This is a genomic window from Streptomyces sp. NPDC033270 (assembly GCF_055576575.1).
In genome coordinates this window covers 362541-386958 of the sequence record NZ_JBVIRA010000004.1, presented here as the reverse complement: position 1 = coordinate 386958, position 24418 = coordinate 362541, and the positions used below count along the sequence as shown (strand labels likewise).

Annotated in this window: 22 protein-coding genes and 2 tRNA genes; 4 read left to right on the top strand and 20 right to left on the bottom strand. The window is 69.9% G+C overall.

Features of this window, described 5'->3' with window-relative positions; translation table 11 throughout:
- Window positions 1-167: 167 nt before the first annotated feature.
- From ACZ5XZ_RS09935 to ACZ5XZ_RS09910, 6 genes are all read right to left on the bottom strand, one after another.
- Window positions 168-911 carry a class E sortase gene (locus tag ACZ5XZ_RS09935; RefSeq protein WP_468975946.1) on the bottom strand — a complete coding sequence of 248 codons (744 nt, stop codon included), beginning with the start codon at window positions 909-911 and terminating at the stop codon, window positions 168-170.
- A gap of 25 nt (window positions 912-936) precedes the next feature.
- The gene (locus ACZ5XZ_RS09930) at window positions 937-2373 is read right to left on the bottom strand and encodes a class E sortase (protein ID WP_468975943.1); all 1437 of its coding nucleotides are present in this window, start codon (window positions 2371-2373) and stop codon (window positions 937-939) included.
- Entirely contained in the window at window positions 2370-3026 is a 657-nt protein-coding gene (locus ACZ5XZ_RS09925; protein ID WP_468975941.1) for an aminodeoxychorismate/anthranilate synthase component II, read from the bottom strand. Before ACZ5XZ_RS09925 ends, ACZ5XZ_RS09930 begins: the two co-directional genes overlap by 4 nt.
- Entirely contained in the window at window positions 3023-3199 is a 177-nt protein-coding gene (locus ACZ5XZ_RS09920; protein ID WP_384424213.1) for a hypothetical protein, read from the bottom strand. The genes ACZ5XZ_RS09925 and ACZ5XZ_RS09920 overlap by 4 nt, the downstream gene beginning before the upstream one ends.
- 81 nt (window positions 3200-3280) lie before the next feature.
- Window positions 3281-3982, bottom strand: coding sequence for a class E sortase (locus ACZ5XZ_RS09915; protein WP_468975938.1), 702 nt, complete (start codon window positions 3980-3982; stop codon window positions 3281-3283).
- Between the two features lie 37 nt (window positions 3983-4019).
- Window positions 4020-4790: a DUF881 domain-containing protein gene (locus tag ACZ5XZ_RS09910; RefSeq protein WP_468975936.1), complete on the bottom strand. Its 771-nt coding sequence runs from the start codon at window positions 4788-4790 to the stop codon at window positions 4020-4022.
- A gap of 179 nt (window positions 4791-4969) precedes the next feature.
- On the opposite strand from ACZ5XZ_RS09910, the gene crgA reads away from it, so the two are divergent.
- Complete coding sequence (crgA, locus tag ACZ5XZ_RS09905; protein ID WP_384424216.1) at window positions 4970-5224, top strand: cell division protein CrgA; 255 nt, start codon at window positions 4970-4972, stop codon at window positions 5222-5224.
- Window positions 5225-5460: 236 nt separating this feature from the next.
- Here crgA and ACZ5XZ_RS09900 read toward each other — a convergent pair whose 3' ends face one another.
- Together ACZ5XZ_RS09900 and ACZ5XZ_RS09895 are read right to left on the bottom strand one after the other, a co-directional pair.
- Window positions 5461-6369 carry a rhomboid family intramembrane serine protease gene (locus ACZ5XZ_RS09900; RefSeq protein ID WP_468975934.1) on the bottom strand — a complete coding sequence of 303 codons (909 nt, stop codon included), beginning with the start codon at window positions 6367-6369 and terminating at the stop codon, window positions 5461-5463.
- Between the two features lie 139 nt (window positions 6370-6508).
- Window positions 6509-7036, bottom strand: coding sequence for a peptidylprolyl isomerase (locus ACZ5XZ_RS09895; protein ID WP_384424218.1), 528 nt, complete (start codon window positions 7034-7036; stop codon window positions 6509-6511).
- Between the two features lie 298 nt (window positions 7037-7334).
- Here ACZ5XZ_RS09895 and ACZ5XZ_RS09890 point away from each other — a divergent pair, with 298 nt between their 5' ends.
- The gene (locus tag ACZ5XZ_RS09890; protein WP_468975931.1) at window positions 7335-8057 is read left to right on the top strand and encodes a DUF5324 family protein; all 723 of its coding nucleotides are present in this window, start codon (window positions 7335-7337) and stop codon (window positions 8055-8057) included.
- A 183-nt stretch (window positions 8058-8240) separates the two neighbouring features.
- Here ACZ5XZ_RS09890 and ACZ5XZ_RS09885 read toward each other — a convergent pair.
- A tRNA-Ala gene (locus tag ACZ5XZ_RS09885) sits at window positions 8241-8313 on the bottom strand.
- A gap of 127 nt (window positions 8314-8440) precedes the next feature.
- On the opposite strand from ACZ5XZ_RS09885, the gene ACZ5XZ_RS09880 reads away from it, so the two are divergent.
- The gene (locus tag ACZ5XZ_RS09880) at window positions 8441-8989 is read left to right on the top strand and encodes a helix-turn-helix domain-containing protein (RefSeq protein ID WP_384424220.1); all 549 of its coding nucleotides are present in this window, start codon (window positions 8441-8443) and stop codon (window positions 8987-8989) included.
- Window positions 8990-9037: 48 nt separating this feature from the next.
- Window positions 9038-10348, top strand: a complete 1311-nt coding sequence (locus ACZ5XZ_RS09875) for a serine/threonine-protein kinase (protein ID WP_468975928.1) — start codon at window positions 9038-9040, stop codon at window positions 10346-10348.
- A gap of 30 nt (window positions 10349-10378) precedes the next feature.
- Here the strand turns inward: ACZ5XZ_RS09875 and ACZ5XZ_RS09870 are convergent, their stop codons facing one another.
- The 11 genes from ACZ5XZ_RS09870 to dnaN form a co-directional block, all read right to left on the bottom strand.
- Window positions 10379-11773: a hypothetical protein gene (locus ACZ5XZ_RS09870; RefSeq protein WP_468975925.1), complete on the bottom strand. Its 1395-nt coding sequence runs from the start codon at window positions 11771-11773 to the stop codon at window positions 10379-10381.
- A gap of 32 nt (window positions 11774-11805) precedes the next feature.
- Window positions 11806-13734, bottom strand: coding sequence for a vWA domain-containing protein (locus ACZ5XZ_RS09865; RefSeq protein WP_468975923.1), 1929 nt, complete (start codon window positions 13732-13734; stop codon window positions 11806-11808).
- A 232-nt stretch (window positions 13735-13966) separates the two neighbouring features.
- On the bottom strand, window positions 13967-14101 hold the full coding sequence (locus ACZ5XZ_RS09860) for a DLW-39 family protein (protein WP_003958712.1): 135 nt from the start codon (window positions 14099-14101) through the stop codon (window positions 13967-13969).
- Window positions 14102-14290: 189 nt separating this feature from the next.
- A tRNA-Ile gene (locus ACZ5XZ_RS09855) sits at window positions 14291-14364 on the bottom strand.
- Between the two features lie 88 nt (window positions 14365-14452).
- Window positions 14453-15157 (bottom strand): DUF3566 domain-containing protein, encoded by a 705-nt coding sequence (locus tag ACZ5XZ_RS09850; RefSeq protein ID WP_468975921.1) that lies wholly within the window; start codon window positions 15155-15157, stop codon window positions 14453-14455.
- Between the two features lie 15 nt (window positions 15158-15172).
- On the bottom strand, window positions 15173-17764 hold the full coding sequence (gyrA, locus tag ACZ5XZ_RS09845) for a DNA gyrase subunit A (protein WP_468975918.1): 2592 nt from the start codon (window positions 17762-17764) through the stop codon (window positions 15173-15175).
- 50 nt (window positions 17765-17814) lie between these two features.
- Window positions 17815-19869, bottom strand: a complete 2055-nt coding sequence (gene gyrB, locus ACZ5XZ_RS09840) for a DNA topoisomerase (ATP-hydrolyzing) subunit B (protein ID WP_468975990.1) — start codon at window positions 19867-19869, stop codon at window positions 17815-17817.
- Window positions 19870-20166: 297 nt separating this feature from the next.
- A complete protein-coding gene (locus ACZ5XZ_RS09835) occupies window positions 20167-20730 on the bottom strand; it encodes a DciA family protein (RefSeq protein ID WP_468975916.1) in 564 nt (187 codons plus the stop codon).
- Window positions 20731-20773: 43 nt separating this feature from the next.
- The gene (gene recF / locus ACZ5XZ_RS09830) at window positions 20774-21910 is read right to left on the bottom strand and encodes a DNA replication/repair protein RecF (protein WP_468975913.1); all 1137 of its coding nucleotides are present in this window, start codon (window positions 21908-21910) and stop codon (window positions 20774-20776) included.
- A gap of 59 nt (window positions 21911-21969) precedes the next feature.
- Entirely contained in the window at window positions 21970-22848 is an 879-nt protein-coding gene (gene gnd, locus ACZ5XZ_RS09825) for a phosphogluconate dehydrogenase (NAD(+)-dependent, decarboxylating) (protein ID WP_468975911.1), read from the bottom strand.
- A 172-nt stretch (window positions 22849-23020) separates the two neighbouring features.
- Entirely contained in the window at window positions 23021-24151 is a 1131-nt protein-coding gene (gene dnaN, locus ACZ5XZ_RS09820) for a DNA polymerase III subunit beta (RefSeq protein ID WP_468975909.1), read from the bottom strand.
- Window positions 24152-24418: the final 267 nt, after the last annotated feature.

Sequence of the window (24418 nt, the reverse complement as noted above, 5' to 3'; positions counted from 1 at the left end):
GACGCTCGGCTGGGAAACACCAGCCGAGCGTCTATCTAAACTGCTCACCACCACACGTCAGTGATCACGTGTTGCGACGATCCCTTGAATCCAAGTGGAGGGCGGCCGGGGCTTCCTCGTGTGTGCGCGAAGGTCCTGGCAGGCGCTTGCGGGGTTCTGCGGGCCGGTCAGCCCAGTTCCTTCGGCGGTGTGCGGTCCGCGTCGACCTTCTCCGTGCGGACCAGCTCGCCCCAGACGACGTAGCGGAAGGTCGAGGTGTAGACCGGGGTGCAGGTCGTCAGGGTGATGTAGCGGCCCGGCTTGCGCTTGCCGGACTCCTTGGGGACCTTGTTGAGGACGTCGACGTTGTACTTCGAGGTCTGGGGGAGCGTCGCGTAGACCTTGTAGACGTACCAGGTGTCCTTGGTCTCGAAGACGATCGGGTCGCCGTCCTTGAGCTTGTCGATGTTGTGGAACTTCGCGCCGTGACCGTCGCGGTGCGCGGCGAGGGTGAAGTTGCCCTTCTTGTCCTGAGGCAGCGCCGACTTGACGGGCTTGGTGTAGTAGCCGGCCACCCCCTCATTGAGGACGTCTTCGGCGGTGCTCTTCTTGACCAGCACCTCACCGTTGTTCATCGCCGGTACGTGCAGAAAGCCGATGCCGTCCTTGGTGTCCAGCTCCCCCGGCCCCTTGGGTCCGCTGCTCGCCCAGTGCTGGCGCACCTGGTCGCCCTGTTTGTGCGCCTCGCGGTCGGCGAGGACATTGGTCCACCACAGGGAGTAGGCGACGAAGAGGCCCATGATCAGGCCGGCTGTGATCAGCAGCTCGCCGATGACGCTGACGATGGCGGCAATGGTCCTGCGTACCCGGCGTCGCGGCTTGGGTGGCGGCGCGAACCGGTCGCTGTCCTCGTCGGTTCCGGTTGCAGTCACCGCGTAGTACCCCTTTTGTGTTCGCTCAGCCGGCGAGCGCTTCCGGTTTGCCCTTGCTCCGCGGCCGCTCGTCGACCATCTTGCCCCAGACGATCATCCGAAAGGTACTGGTGAACTCCGGCGTGCACGTCGTCAGGGTGAGGTAGCGCCCCGGCCCCGTGAATCCCGAGCCGGGCGGTACCGGACCGATCACGCTGGTGTTGCTCGGAGACGTCTGCGGGAGGATGCTCTCCATCTCGTACGTGTAGTACGAGCTCTGCGTCTCGACGATGATCTTGTCGCCCTTGGTGAGCTTGTTGATGTACCGGAACGGCTCACCGTGTGTGTTGCGATGGGCGGCGACCGCGAAGTTGCCCTTCTTGTCCCAGGGCATCGCCGTCTTGAGCCCGCTGCTCTTGTCGTAGTGCCCGACCATGCCGTGGTCCAGCACACTGGGCTTGTCGATGCCCTCGGCGATCGGCGCCTTCACATCCAGCTTGGGGATGTACATGATTCCGAAGCGCTCGCCGGCCGCGAGATTCTTCTTCTCCCCGCCGCCCTTGTCCCACTCGTGCTGGAGGTTGTTGGCGGCGCCGCCCGCCTCCTGCTCGGCCATCACATTCGTCCACCACAGCTGGTAGGTGACGAACAGCAGCATCAGTACGCCGAGGGTGATGAACACCTCGCCCAGCGCGCGGCTGACGATCAGGCTGGGGCTGTCCTTGGCGGCACGGGCGGCCCGTCGGGCCTCCAGCCGGGAGGTGGGAGCGGGAGCCGGTTCAGCGGCCTTCGCGGCGGCCGCTGTGGCGGTGGCGGCATCGCCGCGCCGGCCACGCCTGCCGCCTCGCTTGGCGGCCTCCTGAGCGGCCTTACGCCGGGCCGCACGGCCCCCGACTGCCGGGGTGGACACCGATGTCGATGTTTCACGTGAAACGGCCGTCTCGGTTTCACGTGAAACGGTGCCCCCGCCGCGCTTCTCGGCCTGCCGCAGTGCCATGGTCTCGTCGTCTGGCCCCTGTGGGGCGGGCACGGGAGCGGGCGTGGAGAGGGAGGCGGGGCCGAAGGGCTGCTGCGGTCCCCGTGGGGCCGGGGGAGGCGCCGGGGCCGGCCGTTGCGGCGTCTGCTGCGGCCTCTGTTGCGGCGTCTGCTGCGGCCGGAACCACGGTGAGCCCGGCAGCCCCTCCTCCGCCGGCTTGCCCCGGCGGCGCCCCCGGCCCGGTTGGTCGAGCAGACTCGGCGTGGGCGCCGGTGCGGGCGTGGACGCGGGTGCGGGCGTGGACGCGGGGGCCGGCGTGGGCGGCGGCGAGGCCCGGCCCGGGAGCGGGTCGTTCAGCGGGTCGTCGAGCTGCCCCACCGCCGCCTCGAACGCATCGGGGCGTCCGTGCGGGTCCTGCGACCCGTACGGCTCCTGCGACGCGTACGGCGCTTCCGGCTCGTACGGGTCGTAGGGTCTCCCTTCACGCTCGGGGCGCAGGGCGGTCACGCGCCGGCCTTGCCGACCACCGGGGCGAGCCCCGTCGAGCGCTCCACAGCCCCCTCATCGCCGCATTCGACGAGCCAGTTGGCCAGCATCCGGTGTCCCCACTCGGTCAGTACCGACTCGGGGTGGAACTGCACACCCTCCACCGGAAGTTCACGGTGCCGCAGGCCCATGACGATCCGTCCGCCGGGGACGTCCTCGGCCTCCGTCCAGGAGGTGACGATCAGCTCGTCGGGGACGGTGTCGGGCTCGACGGCCAGCGAGTGATAGCGGGTGGCGGTGAAGGGGGAGGGCAGACCGGAGAAGACGCCGACGCCCTCGTGGAGGACGGGCGAGGTCTTGCCGTGCAGCAGCTCGGGCGCGCGGTCCACCACGCCGCCGTAGGCGACCGCCATCGACTGCATGCCCAGGCACACGCCGAAGACCGGGACGCCGGTGTCCGCGCAGTGCCGGACCATGTCGACGCAGACGCCGGCCTGCTCGGGTGTGCCGGGACCGGGCGAGAGCAGCACCCCGTCGAAGCCGTCCTGGGCATGCCGGGGCGCGACCTCGTCGTTGCGCAGCACCTCGCACTCGGCGCCCAGTTGGTAGAGGTACTGGACGAGGTTGAAGACGAAGCTGTCGTAGTTGTCGACGACAAGAATCCGTGCGGTCATCGGACGGCTGCCATCCCTTGGTCGACCGTGACGTCATTGAAGGGCAGCAGCGGCTCCGCCCACGGAAAGACGTACTGGAAGAGCACGAAGACGATCGCCAGCACGAGCACCAGGGAAATCAGCGCCTTGACCCATGTGTTGCCCGGCAGATGCCGCCAGATCCAGCCGTACATGCTGTCGCTGTCCCCTTGCCGATGCCGATGACGATGTCGATTGCGACACCAGAGTAAAGGGCGAGGGCGGGCGCAGGGGGGTCAGCTCGTCAAAGCCGACGGCCTTCCCTGTGCCACGGGTTGGGTGGAGTCGAGGTGTGCCCAGGCGATCAGCCGGTGGCTGTGGCCCCATTCCGGCTCGCAGGTGGTCAGCGTGAGGTAGCGCCCGGGGCCGTTGAATCCGGACTTGCGAGGTACGGGGTCGATCACGCCGATGTCGCCGGGCAGCGTGGTGTAGGGCCGGTTGTCGATGCGGTAGGTGAACCAGGTCGTGCCGTCGGTCAGCACCACGGCGTCGCCGGGCCGCAGCCGCGGGAAGTCCTTGAAGGGGTCGCCGTAGGTGCGGCGGTGGCCGGCGACGGAGAAGTTGCCGACCTCGCCGAGGCGGGCGGTGCGGGCGTAGTGGCCGAGGCCCCGTGTGAGGACGTCGGTCCCGGTGCCTTCCAGTACGGGCTTGGCCCAGTCCGCGCCGAGGCGCGGGACGTACATGACGGCGAAGGAGCCGCCCGGCACATAGCGGCGGGGCCGCGGGGCCTCGGTGGGCTCGCCGGCGGCGGGCGCGGGGCGGGGCGTGGTGGCCGGCCCGGACGACCACTGGTGCCGGAGCTTGCCGATCTCGCCGTCCATGGCGCTGTCGGCCCGTACGCCGGTCCAGAAGAGCAGGTAGACCACGAAGAGGACGATCAGCGCGCCGACGGTGACACAGGTCTCGCTGAGCGTCCGCACGATCCACCGCAGCGTCATCGACCCCGCCCCTCCCCGCCGCCCCGCGGCGCGCGGGCTACGGCTTCACAGGCTGTGCGTAGTGGAGATCTACTGTGCCGGAGTAGCCGGGAAGAGTCATCGCCTCGTGCTGGTCGACTTTCCAGCCCAGTCCGTAGGCGTTGACGTACTGCAGGTAGTTCTGGATGGCGGGGGAGGCGGTCAGTGCGTTGTTCAGCGCTTCGCGGTCGCCGACGGCGGTGACCTTGTACGGCGGGGAGTAGACCCGGCCCTGGAGGATCAGGGTGTTGCCGACGCAGCGCACCGCGCTGGTGGAGATCAGCCGCTGGTCCATGACCTTGATCCCCTTGGCGCCGCCCTGCCACAGCGCGTTCACCACGGCCTGCAGGTCCTGCTGGTGGATGACCAGGTCGTTGGGCTGCGGCTCGGGAACACCGGGGATCTTGGCGGTGGCGTTCGGCGGGGCGTCGGTGAGGGTGACGGTCACGCCCTGGCCGGACAGCGCCTTGGTGCCGGCGCTCTTCTCCAGCGCCTTGAGCTTGGCGTCCTCGGCCTTGGAGCTGCCGTTGTCGCGCTGGGCGAGGGCGTCGACCTCCTCGCGCAGGGTGGCGTTGCGGTCGTCCTGGGCACCGTTTTTGTGGCTGCGTTCCTGGATGAGGTCGGACAGCCGCAACATGGAGTCGTCCGAGCGTAGATTGGTGCCACGCGCGGTGTCGAAGCTCAGCCAGAAGAGCAGCCCGGCGAGCGCGAAGACGACCATGGTGAGCAGCCGTACGGGCCGCAGTCGCAGCCGGGCGGGGCGGCCGGAGGAGTCGGCGGAATTACTCAACGTACCCTTACTCCTTACGACGCCGCGGAAGCACTACGCTAACGGACGCCCGGGAAAGGAATCCGCTCCCCATCGCGTCCACAGCCCGGCGCACACCTCGTACCTCCCCCGCGCGGACAGGTCAGCCGCTCGAGCGATGTCGAGAGTGGGGGAGCAGCACATCGACAGGAGAGTTCCTCGTGCCGAAGTCACGGATCCGCAAGAAGGACGACTTCACGCCGCCGCCGGCGAAGACCACCAACCTGAAGATGGCCTCGGGCCGCGGCTGGGTGGCGCCGCTGATGCTGGCGATGTTCCTGATCGGGCTCGTGTGGATCGTGCTGTTCTACGTGTCGGAGGGCGATCTGCCGATCGCCGCCATGGGCAACTGGAACATCGTCTGCGGTTTCGGCTTCATCGCGGTGGGCTTCGGCGTATCCACACAGTGGAAGTAGCGCAAGCCCTGCCCAAGGCCATCCACACAGTTATCCACAGCCGGGGAAAACTTCAGAAGATCTGTGGATAACCCTCTGGAGGTTGACGCCGGTGTGATCGGCGGCATCCGCTCCTGACCTCCGCCTCCCCCCGTCCTTACTGGGGAAACGCAGGTCAGGGCGGCTTGGAACACCAGTTCCGCACAGCATGCACAAGATCGGCCACGTACTGTGGACAACTTGACGGGACGGGACCCTCAGCCCACCAGCTGAAGGGTCCGTACCCACACCACCGCGCCGATCGCGAGCAGCGCCACCGCACACGTCGCGAGATGGACCGCGTTGCGACGGTCGCGCGGCGCGTGCACCATCCCGAACGCCACCGCGGCGCCCACCACCAGGCCGCCGACATGCGCCTGCCAGGCGATGTGCGGCCACAGGAACGTGAAGGCCAGGTTGAGGGCGAGCAGGATCAGCACCGGCTTCATGTCGTAGCGCATCCGCCGCATCAGCACCGCGGTCGCGCCCAGCAGCCCGAAGATCGCGCCGGACGCGCCCAGCGAGGGCTGGTTCTGCGCCGCGAGGAGGTACGACAGGGCGCTGCCGCCCAGACCGGCGAGCAGGTACAGCACGGTGAACCGCAGCCGGCCGAGCGCCGCCTCCAGCGGCGGCCCCAGCCACCACAGCGAGAGCATGTTGAAGGCCATGTGCGGGATCTGCTGATGCAGGAACATCGCGGTCAGCAGGCGGTACCACTCGCCCTCGGCGACGCCGACGAGCTGGTAGCGGCTCGGGTCGAAGGCGAGCCCCAGCAGGTCGAGTCGGCCCACCAGCTCGTCGCCGGTCGCCAGCACGGCGAGGAAGACGGCGGCGTTGATGCCCAGCAGGATCTTGGTGACCAGCCGCGGATCGGCCGCGATGGTGCCGCCGGCGATCGTGCGCGGTGCCGTCGCCCCCGGGGCGTGGCCGGTTCCGCTGCCGCCGCGTACGCAGTCCGGGCACTGGAAGCCGACCGAGGCGCTGACCATGCAGTCCGGGCAGACCGGCCGCTCGCAGCGGGTGCAGCGGATGCCGGTCGGGCGATCCGGGTGGCGGTAGCAGCCCGGCAGGCCGTCGTCGCCCCGCGCGTTCTGCGGCTCCTGTGGGCTGCCTGGCACCTGGTCCATCGGTCCCCTCGTCCTCTTGCTGGGTGCGGGGCGCGGCACACGCCCCGGAGGCGTCAAACACACCGCCCCGCCCGGAGTACGACCGGGCGGGGCGCAATGGTTCCCCCGGACCTGGCCGGGGCACAAGACGCGAGGCGGCTCAGCGGGTCTCGATGACCACGGACTCGATGACCACGTCGTTGACCGGGCGGTCGGTGCGCGGGTTGGTCTGGGTGCCGGCGATCGCGTCGACGACCTTCTTGCCCGCCTCGGTGCTGACCTCACCGAAGATGGTGTGCTTGCCGGTCAGCCACGCGGTCGGCGAGACGGTGATGAAGAACTGCGAGCCGTTGGTGCCCGGGCCGGCGTTGGCCATGGCCAGCAGGTACGGCTTGTTGAAGGCGAGGTCGGGGTGGAACTCGTCCTTGAACTCGTAGCCGGGGCCGCCGGTGCCGTTGCCCAGCGGGTCGCCGCCCTGGATCATGAAGCCGCTGATCACGCGGTGGAAGACGGTGCCGTCGTAGAGCCGGTCCGTGGACTTCTTGCCGGTCGCCGGGTGGGTCCACTCCCGCTCGCCGTTGGCGAGCTCGACGAAGTTCTTGACCGTCGTCGGTGCGTGGTTCGGCAGGAGCCGGATCTCGATGTCGCCCTGGTTCGTCTTCAGGGTGGCGTAAAGCTGCTCAGCCACGATCAACCTTCCATAAGTCTTCTCTGACGGTTCCTGATCCTCGCATGGACCGGCCCAGGGGGCGCACGACCACCACCTCTTCCCCGCCTTCGCACTGATTTCGGGCGCCGGACCGGCGTACCGCGCGATCGTCGTCGCCGACGGCCTCGGAGGGGGGCGCGCATGACCCGGATGGCCGCTCGCACATGCCGTACGGGCGCCGAGCGGGCATGATCTCCAAACGGGTGGACAGGCGACACAGCAGACATGGGGACCAGACCCCCCAGCCCCCGGAGACGCCACCGAGGAGGAGGATCCCGTGACCCGCAAGGACAGCGTGCGCGCCGCGACCAGCACGGCCAAGGACAGCGTGCGGCACGCCGCGGAGGCGGTGGCACCGTATGCCGGTACGGCCAAGGACGCCGCCGTGCACTACGCGCACGAGGCCCGTACGCGCGTGGGCCCGAAGGTGGCCGAGGCCGCCCACCAGGCCCGCTCGCAGTACGACACCCATCTGCATCCGCGCATCGAGCACGCACGCGGCACGCTGCCGCCCAAGGTGGACGCCGCGGCGACCCACGCGGCCCGCCGGACCCGCAAGGCGGCACGGCACGCGGCCGAGTACACCGCGCCGCGGCTGGAGCACGCCGTGACCAGCGCGCGGGCCGCGGCCGAGCCGGTCCGCGAGGAGGCCCTCGCCCGCGGCAGCGCCGCGCTCGCCGCGCTCCGCGGCCAGGTGACCGCCGCCGAGATCACCAAGCTGCAGAAGAAGCACAGCCGCCGCGCCAAGTGCGGCAGGGCCACCAAGCGCCTCGCCGTGCTCGGCGTCCTGGTCGGTGGCGCGATCGCCGCCTGGAAGTGGTGGGACAAGCAGGCCAACCCGGACTGGCTGGTCGAGCCGCCGGCCCCCACCGAGGTCGGCGACCGCGGGCGGCTGAGCGCAGTCGACGGCAGCGAGGGCGCGCCGCTCGACCCCGAGGTCCAGTCCAAGCAGGCCGAGGCGGAGGCCGACGAACGCCGCGGCGGAGGCAACACGGCCTGATACCCGGACGGCCGGAAACCACCGGGCCGTGCCCAGCGCCGTAGGAGGGCGGTGGGCACGGCCCGTTCGCGTACCGCCGCACCGACCCCGCGGGACGTGGGTGACAGCCCGTCAGCACGGCCCGTCGGGAATGCAAAAAGCCCCTCTGACCAGCGGTGCCGCGGATCGGAAGGGCTTTGGGAGTGGAGCCTAGGGGAGTCGAACCCCTGACATCTGCCATGCAAAGACAGCGCTCTACCAACTGAGCTAAGGCCCCTTCGCGCACCAGGGTACCCGGTGTCCGGCCGCTTTCCCGACCGGGTATCGCCGCACACCGTCGCTCTCCGTAGGATGCTTCGCGAGATTCGCGGCAGCGAAGCGACCGGGGAGACAGGGGACACGGCATGGACGCAGCACAGCAGGAAGCCACCGCGCGGGCCCGGGAGCTCCAGCGCAGTTGGTACGGGGAGCCTCTGGGTGCGCTGTTCCGCCGTCTCATCGACGACCTCGGTCTCAACCAGGCCCGGCTGGCCTCGGTGCTCGGCCTGTCCGCGCCGATGCTCTCCCAGCTGATGAGCGGGCAGCGCGCGAAGATAGGCAACCCGGCTGTGGTGCAGCGGGTCCAGGCGCTGCAGGAACTGGCCGGTCAGGTCGCGGACGGCAGCGTCAGCGCCGCCGAGGCCACCGACCGCATGGAGGAGATCAAGAAGACGGCGGGCGGCTCGGTACTGAACAACACCGCGCAGCAGACCTCGTCGACGGGGGCGACCACGGTGCGGCGCGTGGTGCGTGAGATCCAGTCGCTGCTGCGATCGGTCTCCGACGCCGGGGACATCATCGATGCGGCGAACACCCTCGCCCCCACTCACCCCGAACTGGCAGAGTTCCTCCGGGTCTACGGTGCCGGTCGTACCGCGGACGCGGTCGCCCACTACGAGGCGCACCAGAACTAGACCCGCAGCCACAGGGGACGTCGTGAGTTCAGAAGCGGACGGGGCGCAATGGGTGAGATCTTCGCCGGTCGGTACGAGCTGATCGATCCGATCGGTCGGGGCGGGGTGGGCGCGGTCTGGCGCGCCTGGGACCACCGGCGCCGCCGCTATGTCGCGGCCAAGGTGCTGCAGCAGAGCGACGCGCACACGCTGCTGCGGTTCGTCCGCGAACAGGCGCTGCGGATCGATCATCCGCATGTGCTGGCCCCGGCGAGCTGGGCGGCGAACGACGACAAGGTGCTGTTCACCATGGACCTGGTGAACGGCGGCTCGCTGGCGCATCTGATCGGCGACTACGGACCGCTGCCGCCGCGGTTCGTGTGCACGCTGCTGGACCAGCTGCTGGCCGGGCTCACCGCGGTGCACGCCGAGGGCGTGGTGCACCGCGACATCAAGCCGGCGAACATCCTGCTGGAGTCCACCGGCACCGGCCGGCCGCATCTGCGGCTGTCGGACTTCGGCATCGCGATGCGCAAGGGCGAGCCGCGCCTCACCGAGACCAACTATGTGGTGGGCACGCCCGGTTACTTCGCGCCGGAGCAGATGCTGGGTGCCGAACCGGACTTCCCGGCGGACCTGTTCGCGGTCGGTCTGGTCGCGGTGTATCTGCTCACCGGCACCAAGCCGGACGCCGAGGCCCTGGTCGGGCACTTCGCGCAGCACGGCATCCCCAGCGCGCCCGAGGGCGTGCCGGAGCCGCTGTGGCAGGTCCTGGCGTCCTTGGTGCACCCGAACCCGGACTCCCGGTTCAAGACGGCCACGGGCGCGCGCAAGGCGGTCCTTGCGGCGGTTGAGATGCTGCCGGACAGCACGATCGAGGACGAGGTCGTCGAGGTCTTCGACCACATAGGCCCGCTGCCGGCCGGGTTCGGACCGGACGGGCCCCTGGCGGCCGAGGAGCCTTTCGGGACGCCGACGTCCGGCGCCGCGGTGGGCGGCGGTGCCACCGGGCACGGCTCCATGTCGGACACCGGCAGCTTCCAGCTCGCGCCGCCGGGGCCGAGCACCCCGCCGACGCCGACACCGGCACCGGCTTCCACCCCGGCTCCCGTGCCGATGCCGGCACAGACTCCTCCCCCGCTGCCCGCGTACGAGCCCACGGCAGCCGTCCGCCCGGACTACCCCGCGACCCGTCCCTACACGGCCGGGCCGCACCCTGTCCCCGGGCCGTCTCCGTTCGGCGCGACCGTCGCCACCCCGGCCGCGGCGACGCCCGCGCCGTACAGGAAGCCGGGACCGCCCCCGAAGGTCGCGATCCCGGTGCTGATCGTCGCGCTGCTGTGCATCGCGGTCGGGGTCTGGGCGTTGGTCTCCGCCTGACACGCCGCTGCGGGGCGCCGCCGCGCCCCGCTACCAGCCCTGTGGGGGCCCGGACTGCTGGGTGTGCTGGGCCTGTTGGGCGGACTGCGTCGGCTGGTGCGGCAGCACGGGCTGTGCACCCGATCCGCCCGCAGCGCCCGGAGCCGCGGCCGCCGAACGCCGGGCCAGCAGCGTCCACGCTCCCAGCCCCACCAGCAGCACCACACCCGTGCCGATCCCGGCGTAGGCCACCGTCAGCAGCGTGCCGCTCTGTGCCGCCTCCTGCGCGGTCTGGCCCTTCCGCGCTGTCTCCTGGTCCTCGGGCGTCACGGAGAACACGCTGGTCGGCTCGGCGTAGCCGGGCCCGGCCTTGGCGGCGCCGCGGACGTCCACCCGGAGGGTGAACGGGGTGCCCTTGGGGAAGTACCGCGCGGCATCGGGGTGCAGGCTGACCTCGAGGTAGTACCACCCGGCGAACCGCATCGCACTGATCTCGCGGGACGCGTGGAAGCGGTTGCCGTAGTCGACGGGAGCGGTGAACTTTTTGGCTCCGGACGGCTTCCCGGTGAACGAAGCGAAGGTGCCGTCGCCGACCGCGCCGCGCGCCGGGTTGTAGACGGCCAGCCTGAGCGCCCTGGCGAGGAAGCCCGAGGAGGTGCCGGCGGAGGCGTTCGGCAGCTCCGCGCTCAGATTGAGCCGCTGCCCCCAGTCCACCGGTACGCGGTAGAAGCGGGTCTCGCCCGGCCTGATCCGGTCCCGCCAGACGCCGGTGGCGACCGAGCCCGCATCGTTGAAGCCGGTGCCTCCCTTGGCGCTGCGCTTGGTGGGGTCCGTACGGAAGGGCGGCGCGGCGGTGCTCCAGGTTCCCGCGCCCGGCTGGGCGGGGGTGTTGCCCTTGAGCGGGGGCTCTTCGAGGTAGTCCAACTCGACCGGCCAGGTCTCGGGTCCGGAGGTCGCTGATCCCTTGCGGGTGACCACCAGGTAGTACGGGCCCGCCTTCTGGCAGCCCGCACGGTCGGCGCCGATGCGACGGGTGGCGTAGTCGGCGACCGGATAGACCATGCCGCCGCCGTTGAAGGTCGGGCTGGCTTCGCTGTCGCAGGTGGCGCCGCTGCTGTCCTGGACGTTGAGGGTCAGCTTGTCGCCGAAGTCCTCGACCTTGGTACCGGGCTTGGGCGCGGCGGTGACCGAGAAGTACGCACTGTGCTTGGCGTCGAGCGTGACGGCGTAGTACTTCTGCTCGCCGCGCTTGAGGGTGTCGGTGTGCAGCCCGGGCTTGAGCTGCGGTGCGTCCGTGGCGCTGGCGGCGCCCGTCACGGACGTGGCGCCGTCCGCCGTCCGGTAGCCCGGGACTTCGTCGGCCGAGGCCACCCCCACCGTTCCCGGCAGCACCGTCACCGCTGCGAGCACCGCCAGCACGGCGACCACTCTGTTGCGGTGTTTCACGTGAAACACCGTCCGAGTCGTCATGCGCCCCGTCACCACGAGCCACCCCTCATCGGATCCGAATTCCCCTCTGCGGCCGCCGGCTTCCGGCGCGCCCGTACGTAGGCCAGCGCGAGACCGGCCAGCAGCAGCACGCCCACTCCACCGACGGCGAGAGCCACCACACGTCCGGTCGACCATCCTCCACCGCCGCCGTCCCCGCCGTCCGCCGAGCGCCCGGATTCGCCCGGGGAGGTGTCGGCCTTGGCCGCGGAGGCGCCGGCTTCGGGACCGGACTTCTCCTTGCCCAGCACGGCGACCCGCAGCACCACACCGATCCGCGGATTCTCCGCGATCTGGGAGGCCTTGGCGCCCAGCGTCACCGCCAGATAGAAGTCGCCCTTGTGGTGCACGGGAATCACATTGGGGTGCGTCTCATAGCGGTTGGTCCAGGAGACCGGGACCGTTCCCATGCTGAGCGCCGCCGGCCGCCCGCTGTAGGACGCCTGCCGGCTGAACTGGCCCGCACCGCTGCCGACCGGCGCGCGGAACGGCGTATAGACCTGGGTGGCTCCGTAGGAGATGTGGGAGCTGTATCCCCTGACCGTCGGCTCGTTGCCGAACTCCACGTCGTAGCGGAGTTGCTGGCCCCAGCCGACCGGAACCTTGTACCAAAGGGTCTGCGCCGGCAGGATCTTGTCCCGCCAGACCCCCGGGTGCAGCGGCTGGGCGTCGTTGAAGCCGGTGCCGCCGGCGACGTCCTTGGGGGCGCCGGTCGGCAGGGTGGCGTCCTTGCCGCCCGCGCCGTACTCCGGCTCGGACTGTGCGGGAGTGACCCCCTTCGCCAGCGGCTGTTCCACGTGAAACGTCAGCTCCATCGGCCAGCGCGCGGCGTCCGAGCCCTTGGCGGCCTCGCGCTCGACGACCAGCCAGTAGCGGCCCGCCTTGTCGCAGGTACTGGTACCGCTCTGCGAGGGGACCCGGCTCACGCCCGAGGTCAGCGGCGTGGCGCCCTCGGTCTGCCCGAACAACTCACTGGTGGAGTCGCAGGAGCTGTCGGTGCCGTAGGCGATCCGGGTGCGCAGCGTGTCGAGGGAGTCGACGGCCGCGCCGGGCTGCGGCACCACGGTCGCCGAGAAGTCGGCGGTCGAGACGGCGTCCAGATCGGTGGCGTAGTAGCGCTCTTCGTTGGGCCCGATGGAGTCCAGATACTGCCCGGGACGGATGTCGGGCGCGCCGCTCCTGGTCGCCGTACCGCGGACCTGCCGCCCCTTGAACCGGTAGCCGTCCGCGGAGAGTTGTCCGGCACGCTGGAGCTGGCGGGCGAGTGACCTGGCGTCAGGCGCATCGTAGTACTGACCGTTGCCGGCCTTGGCGATGCACTCGAGCTGGGCGCGGGCCTTGCCGGCCACCTGGAAGCCGATGGCGTCGATGTGCAGATCGACGCCGGACGCGGCGAGTTGGGCGGCGACCTTGCACGGCGGCGGGGTCTGGCAGTTGTCCTCGCCGTCGGAGATCAGCAGGATCGTGCGCTTGCCGATCGAGCCGCCGGCGCGCCGGGGGAGGTCCTCGGCCGCCTTGCGCAGGGAGAGCCCGATGGGGGTGTCGCCCTTGGGTTCGAGGCCCGCGACGGCCTTTTTGATGCCCGCACGGTCGAGGGCCGCGACCGGCTGCGCGAGCCGGGTGTCGTCGCAGCCCTTGGGCTTGTCGGCGCCGTAGACCCGCAGGCCCGTCGGATAGCCGTCGGGCAGTGCGTCGACGACCGTGCCGACGGCCTTGCGGGCGGAGGCGATCCGGGTGCTGCCGGAGCCGTCGTCGTCGGCCATCGAGCCCGACGAGTCGAGCACCATCACCATGCCGGTGCCCTCGGCGGGCGGCGCCTTGGTGGGTGTGGCCGCGATGGCCTGAAACGGTGCGGCGGTCAGGGCCAGCAACAGCCCGCCGAGCAACGCCACCGCCCCCCTGCATGGTCGGTGTGCCATGTCTTGATCCCCCTTGTGTCCTGCTGGTCACATCACAGACAGAAACTTTGCTAATGCAAGCTAATGGTGTGCTATAGCAAACTCAAGAGGATCACCGTCACGGTACCGCAACGACAATCGGCCACCCCGGTACGGCCACCGCATGCCGTCCCGCCCGTCCCCCGACATGCGAAACCCCGATCACCCAGCGGCAATCGGGGTTTCACACCAGCGTGCTGTGCGTTTATGGGTCTCAGACACCCGAACCTGCGGGCACGGAGTCGGTCGCCTCCGTCCACAGATCCTGCTCGGCGCGATCCGCCTGGATCTGGCGGTACACGAGGAGCCCGCCGATGGCGGCCAGTGCGACCAGGAGAAGCTTCTTCACCGCGCGACCTCGTCTTTCGTTGACGTAGGGGACCTATGTCGGCCGATGATACACACCGGCCGATACCGATCGGTTACCTAGCCCGCAGTCGGCAACACCTCGTCCGAGGCCTGCTTCGCGAGCCAACTTCCGCCTCCGTACAACGAATCGGCCCGGCCGGGGAGTTCCCCGGCCGGGCCGATTGTGCAGTGCGGCTACCAGGACTTGAACCTGGGGCCTCTTCCTTATCAGGGAAGCGCTCTAACCGTCTGAGCTATAGCCGCGCGTTCGCTGCACCGAAAGATTAGCGCACTTCAGAGGCGTTCCCAAAATCGGTTCCCGAGGGCCCCCGGAAGCCCTCCCGCCGGGGACTCACTCGTCCTCGGCGAGCGTGAGCTCCACACCGCCGACGAAGCCGGCCGACAGGTTGTAGATGAAGGCACCGAGGGTGGCCAGCGCGGTCGCCAGCACCACGTCGATCACCGCGATGATCGACGTGAACAGCAGCACCCGCGGCAGCGACAGGAACGACTGCAGGTCGAAGCCGCTGCCGTCACCGGAGCCGGTCGCCTCGCTGATCGTCCCGCCGACGGTGGAGAAGACCCCCATCGCGTTCATGACCATCCACAGCACCGCGACGGCCACGACCGTGCAGATGCCCAGCGCGATGGAGAGCAGGAAGCTGACCTTCATCACCGACCACGGATCGGCCCGCGCCACCCGCAGCCGGGCCTTGCGCGTCCGCGGGACCGTACGGGCGCCCGTACGCGGCCTGCGCACCGCCTGCCCGCCGTCCTGCCCACCGCCGGTGGGATACGCCTGAGGCGGCTGATACGGCTGCTGTGGGGCACCCTGGGCCGCCTCTGCCGCTCCCTGGGGACGCGGCTGCGGCTGGGACTGCGGCTGTGGTTGTCGGGTGTCGGACACGGTTCTCCCCTGGTGCGAGCCCTCGTCTCGGGGGCCGTTGTCAGAAATGGCAGAGCCACGGGCGCTGTGCTCCGTCACGGTAGCGGGTCCGGACGGGGAGCTCTTGTTGTCTCCCGGTCCACCCGCCGCAGCGCCCGTGGCTCCACTCACGACCTACTCCTTGCGCTACTCCGCCGCGAGCTCGGTCCCCTCGGCCTCCTCGGGCGCCTCGCCCGCGTCGACCTCCTCGGCTTCCCGGCCGGCCTCGGCGTTCCGCGCGATGCCGACGACGGCATCACGCTTGCCGAGGTTGATCAATTGGACGCCCATGGTGTCACGGCCGGTCTCACGGACCTCGTTGACCCGTGTGCGGATCACGCCACCGCCGAGGGTGATGGCGAGGATCTCGTCCGTCTCCTCGACGACCAGCGCGCCCACCAGCGAGCCCCGGTCCTCGACGATCTTGGCGGCCTTGATTCCCAGGCCACCGCGGCCCTGGACGCGGTACTCGTCGACCGCGGTGCGCTTGGCGTACCCGCCGTCCGTGGCGGTGAAGACGTACGTACCGGCGCGGACCACGTTCATCGACAGCAGCTCGTCGCCCTCGCGGAAGCTCATGCCCTTCACACCGGAAGTGGCCCGGCCCATCGGGCGCAGCGCCTCGTCCGTCGCCGTGAAGCGGATCGACTGCGCCTTCTTGCTGATCAGCAGCAGATCGTCGGTCTCCGACACCAGCTCGGCGCCGATCAGCTCGTCGTCGCTGCCGTCCTCCTGCTCGCGCAGGTTGATCGCGATCACACCGCCGGAGCGCGGGGAGTCGTAGTCCTTGAGCGGGGTCTTCTTCACCAGGCCGGCCTTGGTGGCGAGCACCAGATACGGCGTGGCCTCGTAGTCGCGGATCGCCAGGATCTGCGCGATCTGCTCGTCCGGCTGGAAGGCCAGGAGGTTGGCGACGTGCTGGCCGCGCGCGTCGCGCCCCGCGTCGGGCAGCTCGTAGGCCTTGGCGCGGTAGACCCGGCCCTTGTTCGTGAAGAACAGCAGCCAGTGGTGGGTGGTGGAGACGAAGAAGTGGTCGACGATGTCGTCTTCCTTGAGCTTCGTGCCCCGTACGCCCTTGCCGCCGCGCTTCTGGGAGCGGTAGTCGTCGGTCTTGGTGCGCTTCACATAGCCGCCACGGGAGATCGTGACGACGATGTCCTCCTCGGCGATCAGGTCCTCGATGGACATGTCGCCCTCGAAGGGCACCAGCTTCGAGCGCCGGTCGTCGCCGAACTTCTCGACGATCGCGGCGAGTTCCTCGCTGATGATCTGACGCTGGCGCTCCGGGGAGGCCAGGATCGCGTTGTACTCGTTGATCTTGCGCTGCAGCTCGTCGTGCTCGGCGGTGATCTTCTGGCGCTCCAGGGCGGCCAGCCGGCGCAGCTGCATCTCCAGGATCGCGTTGGCCTGGATCTCGTCGATCTCCAGCAGGCCCATCAGGCCCTCGCGGGCCACGTCGACCGTCTCACTGCGCCGGATCAGCGCGATGACCTCGTCGATGGCGTCCAGCGCCTTGAGCAGACCGCGCAGGATGTGCGCCCGCTCCTCGGCCTTGCGCAGCCGGAACTTCGTACGGCGGACGATGACCTCGACCTGGTGCGTGACCCAGTTGCGGATGAACGCGTCCAGGGAGAGCGTGCGCGGCACGCCGTCCACCAGGGCGAGCATGTTCGCACCGAAGTTGGTCTGCAGATCGGTGTGCTTGTAGAGGTTGTTCAGGACGACCTTGGCGACCGCGTCCCGCTTGAGGACGATCACCAGGCGCTGGCCGGTGCGCGAGGAGGTCTCGTCGCGGACGTCCGCGATGCCGCCGATCTTGCCGTCCTTGACCAGGTCGGCGATCTTCTGCGCGAGGTTGTCCGGGTTGACCTGGTAGGGCAGCTCGGTGACCACCAGGCACTGGCGGTTCTGGATCTCCTCCACCGCCACCACCGCACGCATCGTGATCGAGCCGCGGCCGGTGCGGTACGCCTCCTCGATGCCCTTGCGGCCCACCACCAGCGCGCCGGTGGGGAAGTCCGGGCCCTTGATCCGCTCGATCAGCGCTTCCAGCAGCTCCTCGTGGGAGGCCTCCGGGTGCTCCAGCGCCCACTGGGCGCCGGCGGCGACCTCGCGCAGGTTGTGCGGCGGGATGTTGGTGGCCATGCCGACCGCGATACCGGCCGAGCCGTTGATCAGCAGGTTGGGGAAGCGGGACGGCAGGACCGTCGGCTCCTGGTTACGGCCGTCGTAGTTGTCCTGGAAGTCGACGGTCTCCTCGTCGATGTCCCGGAGCATCTCCATGGACAGCGACTTCATCTTGCACTCGGTGTACCGCATGGCCGCGGCCGGGTCGTTGCCCGGGGAGCCGAAGTTGCCGTTGGAGTCGACCAGCGGCATCCGCATCGACCACGGCTGCGCCAGGCGCACCAGCGCGTCGTAGATCGAGGAGTCGCCGTGCGGGTGGTACGTACCCATGACGTCGCCGACGACGCGGGCGCACTTGTAGAAGCCCTTCTCGGGGCGGTACCCGCCGTCGTACATCGCGTACAGGACGCGGCGGTGGACGGGCTTGAGGCCGTCGCGGACGTCCGGCAGCGCACGCGAGACGATGACGGACATCGCGTAGTCGAGGTAGGAGCGCTGCATCTCCGTCTCGAGCCCGACGGGCTCGACGCGCATCCCGACGCCCTCGATGGCGGCGGGCGCGCCCTCGGCGGTCACGCCGTCCGGGGTCACAGGGGGGTTCTCGTCGGCCATGGTGGTTCAAAGTCCTTTCGAGCTGCGGCTGTTGTTCGGGCCGACAGGGCTCAGATGTCGAGGAAGCGGACGTCCTTGGCGTTGCGCTGGATGAACGAGCGGCGCGCCTCGACGTCCTCACCCATGAGCACCGAGAACAGGTCGTCGGCGCGGGCCGCGTCGTCCAGCGAGACCTGGCCGAGGACGCGGTGGTCGATGTCCATGGTCGTCACCCGCAGCTCCTCGGCGTTCATCTCGCCGAGACCCTTGAACCGCTGGATGGAGTCCTCGCGGATCCGCTTGCCGTTCTGCTTGCCGAGCTCGACCAGGGCGTCCCGCTCCGCGTCGGAGTAGGCGTACTCGAAGTCGTCCCGACCCCACTTGATCTTGTACAGCGGGGGGCGGGAGAGGTAGACGTGGCCGGCCTCGACCAGCGGGCGCATGAAGCGGAAGAGGAACGTGAGCAGCAGGGTGTTGATGTGCTGACCGTCGACGTCGGCGTCCGCCATCAGAATGATCTTGTGATAGCGGAGCTTCTCGATGTCGAAGTCCTCGTGCACGCCCGTGCCGAACGCCGAGATCAGCGCCTGGACCTCGTTGTTCTGCAGGATCTTGTCGACCCGTGCCTTCTCGACGTTGAGGATCTTTCCTCGGATCGGCAGGATCGCCTGGTACTCCGGGTTGCGGCCGGACTTGGCCGAGCCGCCGGCGGAGTCACCCTCGACGATGAAGATCTCGCACTGGGTGGGGTCGTTGGACTGGCAGTCGCTCAGCTTGCCCGGCAGCGACGCCGTCTCCAGCAGGCCCTTGCGGCGGGTCAGATCGCGCGCCTTACGGGCGGCCACCCGGGCGGTCGCGGCCTGGATGCCCTTGCGGACGATGTCCGCGGCCTCGTTGGGGTTGCGGTCGAGCCAGTCCGTGAGGTGCTCGTGGACGACCTTCTGCACAAAGGTCTTGGCCTCGGTGTTGCCCAGCTTCGTCTTGGTCTGGCCCTCGAACTGCGGCTCGCCGAGCTTGACCGAGATGATCGCCGTCAGACCCTCGCGGATGTCCTCGCCCGTGAGGTTGTCGTCCTTCTCGCGCAGCAGCTTCTTGTCGCGGGCGTAGCGGTTGATCAGACCCGTCAGCGCCGCGCGGAAGCCCTCTTCGTGGGTACCGCCCTCGTGGGTGTGGATGGTGTTGGCGAAGCTGTAGACACCCTCGCTGTACTGGGTGTTCCACTGCATCGCCAGCTCGACCGAGAGCAGCCGCTCCTTGTCCTCGGCCTCCACCGCGATCACCGTCGGATGCACCAGCTCGCCCTTGCGCGAGTTGAGGTACTTCACGAAGTCGACGATGCCGCCCTCGTAGTGGTAGCGGACCGAGAGCGGGTTGCCCTCCTCGTCCACATGGTCCGGGCGCTCGTCGCGCAGCGAGATCGACAGGCCCTTGTTGAGGAACGCCATCTCCTGGAAGCGCCGGGAGAGCGTCTCGAAGCTGTAGGTGGTGGTCTCGAAGATGTCCGGGTCGGCCCAGAACGTCACCGACGTACCGGCTTCCTCGGTGGCCTCGTGCTTGGCCAGCGGGGCGGTCGGCACACCCTGCTTGTACTCCTGCGTCCAGCGGTAGCCGTCCGTTTTGATCTCCACCGCGACGCGCGTCGACAGCGCGTTGACGACGGAGACGCCCACGCCGTGCAGACCACCGGAGACCGCGTAGCCGCCGCCGCCGAACTTGCCGCCGGCGTGCAGGACGGTCAGCACGACCTCGACGGCCGGCTTGTTCTCGGACGGCACGATGCCGACGGGGATGCCGCGGCCGTTGTCGACCACCCGCACGCCGCCGTCGGACAGGATCGTCACGTCGATGGTGTCGGCGTGCCCGGCCATCGCCTCGTCGACGGAGTTGTCGACGACCTCTTGCACGAGGTGGTGCAGACCGCGCTCGCCCGTCGAGCCGATGTACATGCCAGGGCGCTTGCGAACCGCGTCCAGGCCTTCGAGGACGGTGATCGCGCTGGCGTCGTACGACTTCTCCACCGAGGAGTCGCCCAGGGCGCCGGCAGGAACCCCCTCTTCAGTAGAAGCCGTGTTGTTCTCGTTGAGGTCGCCGGAGTCGGCCACGAAGCGCCCTTTCTGGCACAGCACAAGCCCTTCCGCGCCTGTGCGGGTCACCCCGGGAGGACAGGCGGGAGCGGCTGCGTCGTTCGACATGTTCCGCGAGTGGGCGGGATTGCCACCAGTCTACCGGTAGCGCTGACACTCATGGGGGTTTGCAGGCACCTGAGTCGTCATGTGCCGCCCTGAACTGGCGTCCGCCGACTCCCCATATCCGAGAAGGGGCCCCAGGACGCTCACACGGGCACTCAGCGCTTCGGACTGTCAACCGCCGGCTACCGTGAGCGGAGTCTCACCCGCCTCATGTGTTTACCGGCGCCCTGGGGCTCACCCGTAGGTATCTCCGGGGCCCTTGCTGCCCGGTGCCCGCAGCGCTCCGTACCGGCGCGCGGGGCCGCCGGGACCCAGCACCTTGATCAGCTTTACGGTGCCGTGGCCCAGGTCCTCGTTGAGCCGCGCCACCAGCGTCGGCGCCAGCAGCCGCAGCTGCGTCGCCCACGCCGTCGAGTCGCAGCCCACCGTCAGCACCCGGGCGTCCTCGTCGTACTTCTGCGGCTCGCAGTGCTGCGCCACCTCGGGCCCGACCAGCTGCGGCCAGCGCCCCATCACCCCGCCGACCGCGGCCGGGGTCTCCCAGCCGCGCTCCGTGATCAGCCGGTTGATCGCCGCCCCGAGCGGCAGCGGATCGCGGCCGTCCGCCCGCGCGCCCGAGCGCAGCCCGCCGCGCCGGGCCTGCTTCTTCTGCTGTGCGGCCGCGCCCCGCGCGCGCGCCTGCTCCTTGGCGGCCACCAGCGCCTGCCGGGCCAGATCCACACCGGACAGCTCCGGAGGCTTGGGGCGGCCGGGCTGCTCCTCGCTCACGCCGAGACCTCGCTCCGCTCGGCCTCGCATTCGCGAGGCGCGCGCCTTCTCATGGTTCGCTCGCTCCGCTCGCTCACGAGGCCACCCTCTCCACGGCGCCGTCCGCCACCGCGTAGCGCGCGCCGGTCAGCACCCCGGGCACATCGTCGTCCACCGCGGCGGTCACCAGCACCTGTTCGCCCGGGGCCACCAGCTCCGCCAGCCGCTCCCGGCGCCGCGCGTCCAGCTCGGCGAAGACGTCGTCGAGCACCAGCACCGGCTCATTGCCCTCGGCGCGCAGCAGGTCGTACGAGGCCAGCCGCAGCGCCAGCGCATACGACCAGGACTCGCCGTGACTGGCGTACCCCTTGGCCGGCAGCTGCCCCAGCCTGAGCAGCAGATCGTCCCGATGCGGGCCGACCAGCGTCACCCCGCGCTCGATCTCCCCCTTGCGGGCCTCGCCGAGCGCCGCCAGCAGCACGCCGTACAGCTCCTCGCGGGTCGAGGCGGCGGCCATCGCCTCGCCCGCCGAACCGCGGTACTCCAGCGCCAGCGGCCCACCGCCGGGCGCCAGCTGCTCATAGGCCTTGTCCGCGAGCGGCTGCAGCGCGGCGATCAGATCGAGGCGCTGCGCCAGCAGCTCGGCCCCGGCCCGCGCCAGGTGCTGGTCCCATACGTCCAGCGTCGACAGGTCCATCTGCCGCCCGCCGTGCCGTCGCGCCAGGGCCGCGGTCTTGAGCAGGGTGTTGCGCTGCTTGAGGACGCGGTCGTAGTCCGAACGCACCCCGGCCATCCGCGGCGAGCGGGCGGTGATCAGCTCGTCCAGGAACCGCCGGCGCTCCCCGGGGTCGCCCTTGACCAGCGCCAGATCCTCCGGCGCGAACAGCACCGTCCGTACGATGCCGAGCACATCACGCGGTCTGACCTGCGAGGACCGGTTGATACGTGCGCGATTGGCCCGGCCGGGGTTCAGCTCCAGCTCGATCAGCTGCTGACGCTCGCCCTGGACGACCGCGGCACGGATGACCGCCCGCTCGGCGCCCATCCGCACCAGCGGGGCGTCCGAGGAGACCCGGTGGCTGCCGAGCGTGGCCAGATAGCCGACCGCCTCGACCAGGTTGGTCTTGCCCTGGCCGTTGGGGCCCACGAAAGCCGTGACGCCCGGGTCGAGCGGGACCTCGACCCGGGCGTACGAGCGGAAGTCGGCGAGCGACAGATGCGATACGTGCATGGCGGTACGCCGACCTCCCCCGGCTTTCTGTTCCTTGCCGCTACTGCTGTTACTGCGGGTTACTTCTTGCTCTCGACCGCGTGGCCGCCGAACTGGTTGCGCAGCGCGGCGATCATCTTCATCTGCGGGGAGTCGTCCTGGCGGGAGGCGAAGCGCGCGAACAGCGAGGCCGTGATCGCGGGCAGCGGCACGGCGTTGTCGATGGCGGCCTCCACCGTCCACCGGCCCTCGCCGGAGTCCTGTGCGAAACCGCGCAGCTTGTCCAGGTGCTCGTCGTCGTCCAGCGCGTTGACGGCCAGGTCGAGCAGCCAGGAGCGGATGACCGTGCCCTCCTGCCAGGAGCGGAAGATCTCGCGGACGTCGGTGACGGAGTCGACCTTCTCCAGCAGCTCCCAGCCCTCGGCGAAGGCCTGCATCATCGCGTACTCGATGCCGTTGTGGACCATCTTCGCGAAGTGGCCGGCGCCGACCTTGCCGGCGTGCACCGAGCCGAACTCGCCCTCGGGCTTGAGGGCGTCGAAGATCGGCTGCACCTTGGCGACGTCGTCCTTCTCGCCGCCGTACATCAGCGCATAGCCGTTCTCCAGGCCCCAGACGCCACCGGAGACACCGCAGTCGACGAAGCCGATGCCCTTGGCCTTGAGCTCCTCGGCGTGCTTCTCGTCGTCGGTCCAGCGGGAGTTGCCGCCGTCCACGACGACGTCGCCCGGGGAGAGCAGCTCGGCCAGCTCGTCGATCGTGGACTGGGTGGCGGCGCCGGCCGGCACCATGACCCAGACCACCCGCGGCCCCTTGAGCTTGCCCACAAGCTCCTGGAGGCTGTTCACATCCGCCAGGTCCGGGTTGCGGTCGTAACCGACGACGGTGTGGCCTGCGCGGCGAATGCGCTCGCGCATGTTGCCGCCCATCTTGCCGAGACCGACGAGACCGAGCTCCATCAGAGACCCTCTTTGCACGTAGTCGTTGCGTGTTCGTACCCGAGTCCGAGCCTACGCCCGCAGGTCCGTGCACACCTGTGGGCTCAGCCGCTCATCAGGGGCCCTTCAGCCCGACAGCCGCACTGGTCAGAGTGCGGCCGCGCGCGAGGGCCGCCCCGCGCGCTCCCGGCCGTCAGCCCGACAGCCGCACCGGCATGATCAGGTACTTGTACGCGTCGTCAGCCTCGGCGTCCTTGGCCGGGCGGCCGCTCAGCAGCGCCGGCTTGGTGGACGTCGTGAAGGACAGCTGGGCCACCGGGGAGTCGATGGCCGACAGACCCTCCAGCAGGAAGCCGGGGTTGAAGGCGATCGAGATGTCGTCGCCGTCCAGATCCGCGTCGACCCTCTCCACAGCCTGTGCATCGTCGCTGGAGCCGGCCTCCAGGATCAGCACGCCCTGCTCGAAGCTCAGCCGGACCGGCGTGTTCCGCTCGGCCACCAGCGCCACACGCTTGACGGCCTCGACGAACGGGGCGGTCTCGATCACGGCGACGGAGTTGAACTCGGTCGGGAAGAGCGTGCGGTACTTGGGCAGGTCGCCCTCCAGCAGACGCGTCGTCGTCCGCCGGCCGGCGCCCTCGAAACCGATCAGGCCCTCGCCCTGGCCGGAGCCGGACAGCGCGAGCGTGACGGTGTCGCCGCTGCTCAGCGACTTGGCGGTGTCCAGCAGCGTCTTCGCCGGGACCAGCGCGACGGCGGAGGCGTCCGGGCTCTCCGGCTTCCACAGGAACTCGCGCACCGCGAAGCGGTAGCGGTCGGTGGAGGCCAGGGTGACGGTGTCGCCCTCGATCTCGATCCGTACGCCGGTGAGCACCGGGAGGGTGTCGTCGCGGCCGGCGGCGATGGCCACCTGGGCGGCGGCAGCGGCGAAGACCTCACCGGGGACGGTGCCGGTGGCGGTGGGCATGGTCGGCAGCGACGGGTACTCCTCCACAGGAAGGGTGTGGAGGGTGAACCGCGAGGAGCCGCAGACGACGGTCACTCGTACACCGTCGGTGGAAATCTCCACCGGGCGGTTGGGGAGCGCACGGCAGATGTCGGCGAGCAGCCGGCCGGAGACCAGGACCGTGCCCTGCTCCTCGACCTCGGCCTCCACCGAGACCCGCGCCGAGACCTCGTAGTCGAAGCCGGAGAGGCTCAGCGCGCCGTCCTCCGCCTTCAGCAGCAGGCCCGCGAGGACGGGCACCGGCGGACGGGCCGGGAGGCTCTTGGCCGCCCAGGCCACTGCCTCCGCGAGTACATCGCGCTCCACCCGGATCTTCACCGGAAACCGCCTCCTGCTGTTGCTGGCTCTCGCCCTGCTGGCCTTCTTCGTCGGCTGGGTTGCCGGAGACCAGTCTGACGCACGCCACCGACAGTCGGTGCGGCTCGGGGTCAAGTCGGCTGGACCGGTCCGGGACGCCCGGCGGCCAACTTGTGCACAGGCCCCGTTTCCGAACGAGTTCCCCGGTAGATATCCGTGGTCGTAGTAGTAGGGGCTGTGGAAACCGTGGACAACTGCCTTTGTGCAGGTCAACGCGGATTTTTTGTC

Coding starts and splice junctions, on each gene's coding strand:
- ACZ5XZ_RS09925 (WP_468975941.1), bottom strand. CDS start 3,026: ATGACCGCACGGATTCTTGTCGTCGACAACTACGACAGCTTCGTCTTC.
- ACZ5XZ_RS09920 (WP_384424213.1), bottom strand. CDS start 3,199: ATGTACGGCTGGATCTGGCGGCATCTGCCGGGCAACACATGGGTCAAG.
- ACZ5XZ_RS09915 (WP_468975938.1), bottom strand. CDS start 3,982: ATGACGCTGCGGTGGATCGTGCGGACGCTCAGCGAGACCTGTGTCACC.
- ACZ5XZ_RS09900 (WP_468975934.1), bottom strand. CDS start 6,369: ATGGACCAGGTGCCAGGCAGCCCACAGGAGCCGCAGAACGCGCGGGGC.
- ACZ5XZ_RS09880 (WP_384424220.1), top strand. CDS start 8,441: ATGGACGCAGCACAGCAGGAAGCCACCGCGCGGGCCCGGGAGCTCCAG.
- ACZ5XZ_RS09875 (WP_468975928.1), top strand. CDS start 9,038: ATGGGTGAGATCTTCGCCGGTCGGTACGAGCTGATCGATCCGATCGGT.
- ACZ5XZ_RS09865 (WP_468975923.1), bottom strand. CDS start 13,734: ATGGCACACCGACCATGCAGGGGGGCGGTGGCGTTGCTCGGCGGGCTG.
- gyrA (WP_468975918.1), bottom strand. CDS start 17,764: ATGGCCGACGAGAACCCCCCTGTGACCCCGGACGGCGTGACCGCCGAG.
- ACZ5XZ_RS09835 (WP_468975916.1), bottom strand. CDS start 20,730: ATGCGAGGCCGAGCGGAGCGAGGTCTCGGCGTGAGCGAGGAGCAGCCC.
- recF (WP_468975913.1), bottom strand. CDS start 21,910: ATGCACGTATCGCATCTGTCGCTCGCCGACTTCCGCTCGTACGCCCGG.
- gnd (WP_468975911.1), bottom strand. CDS start 22,848: ATGGAGCTCGGTCTCGTCGGTCTCGGCAAGATGGGCGGCAACATGCGC.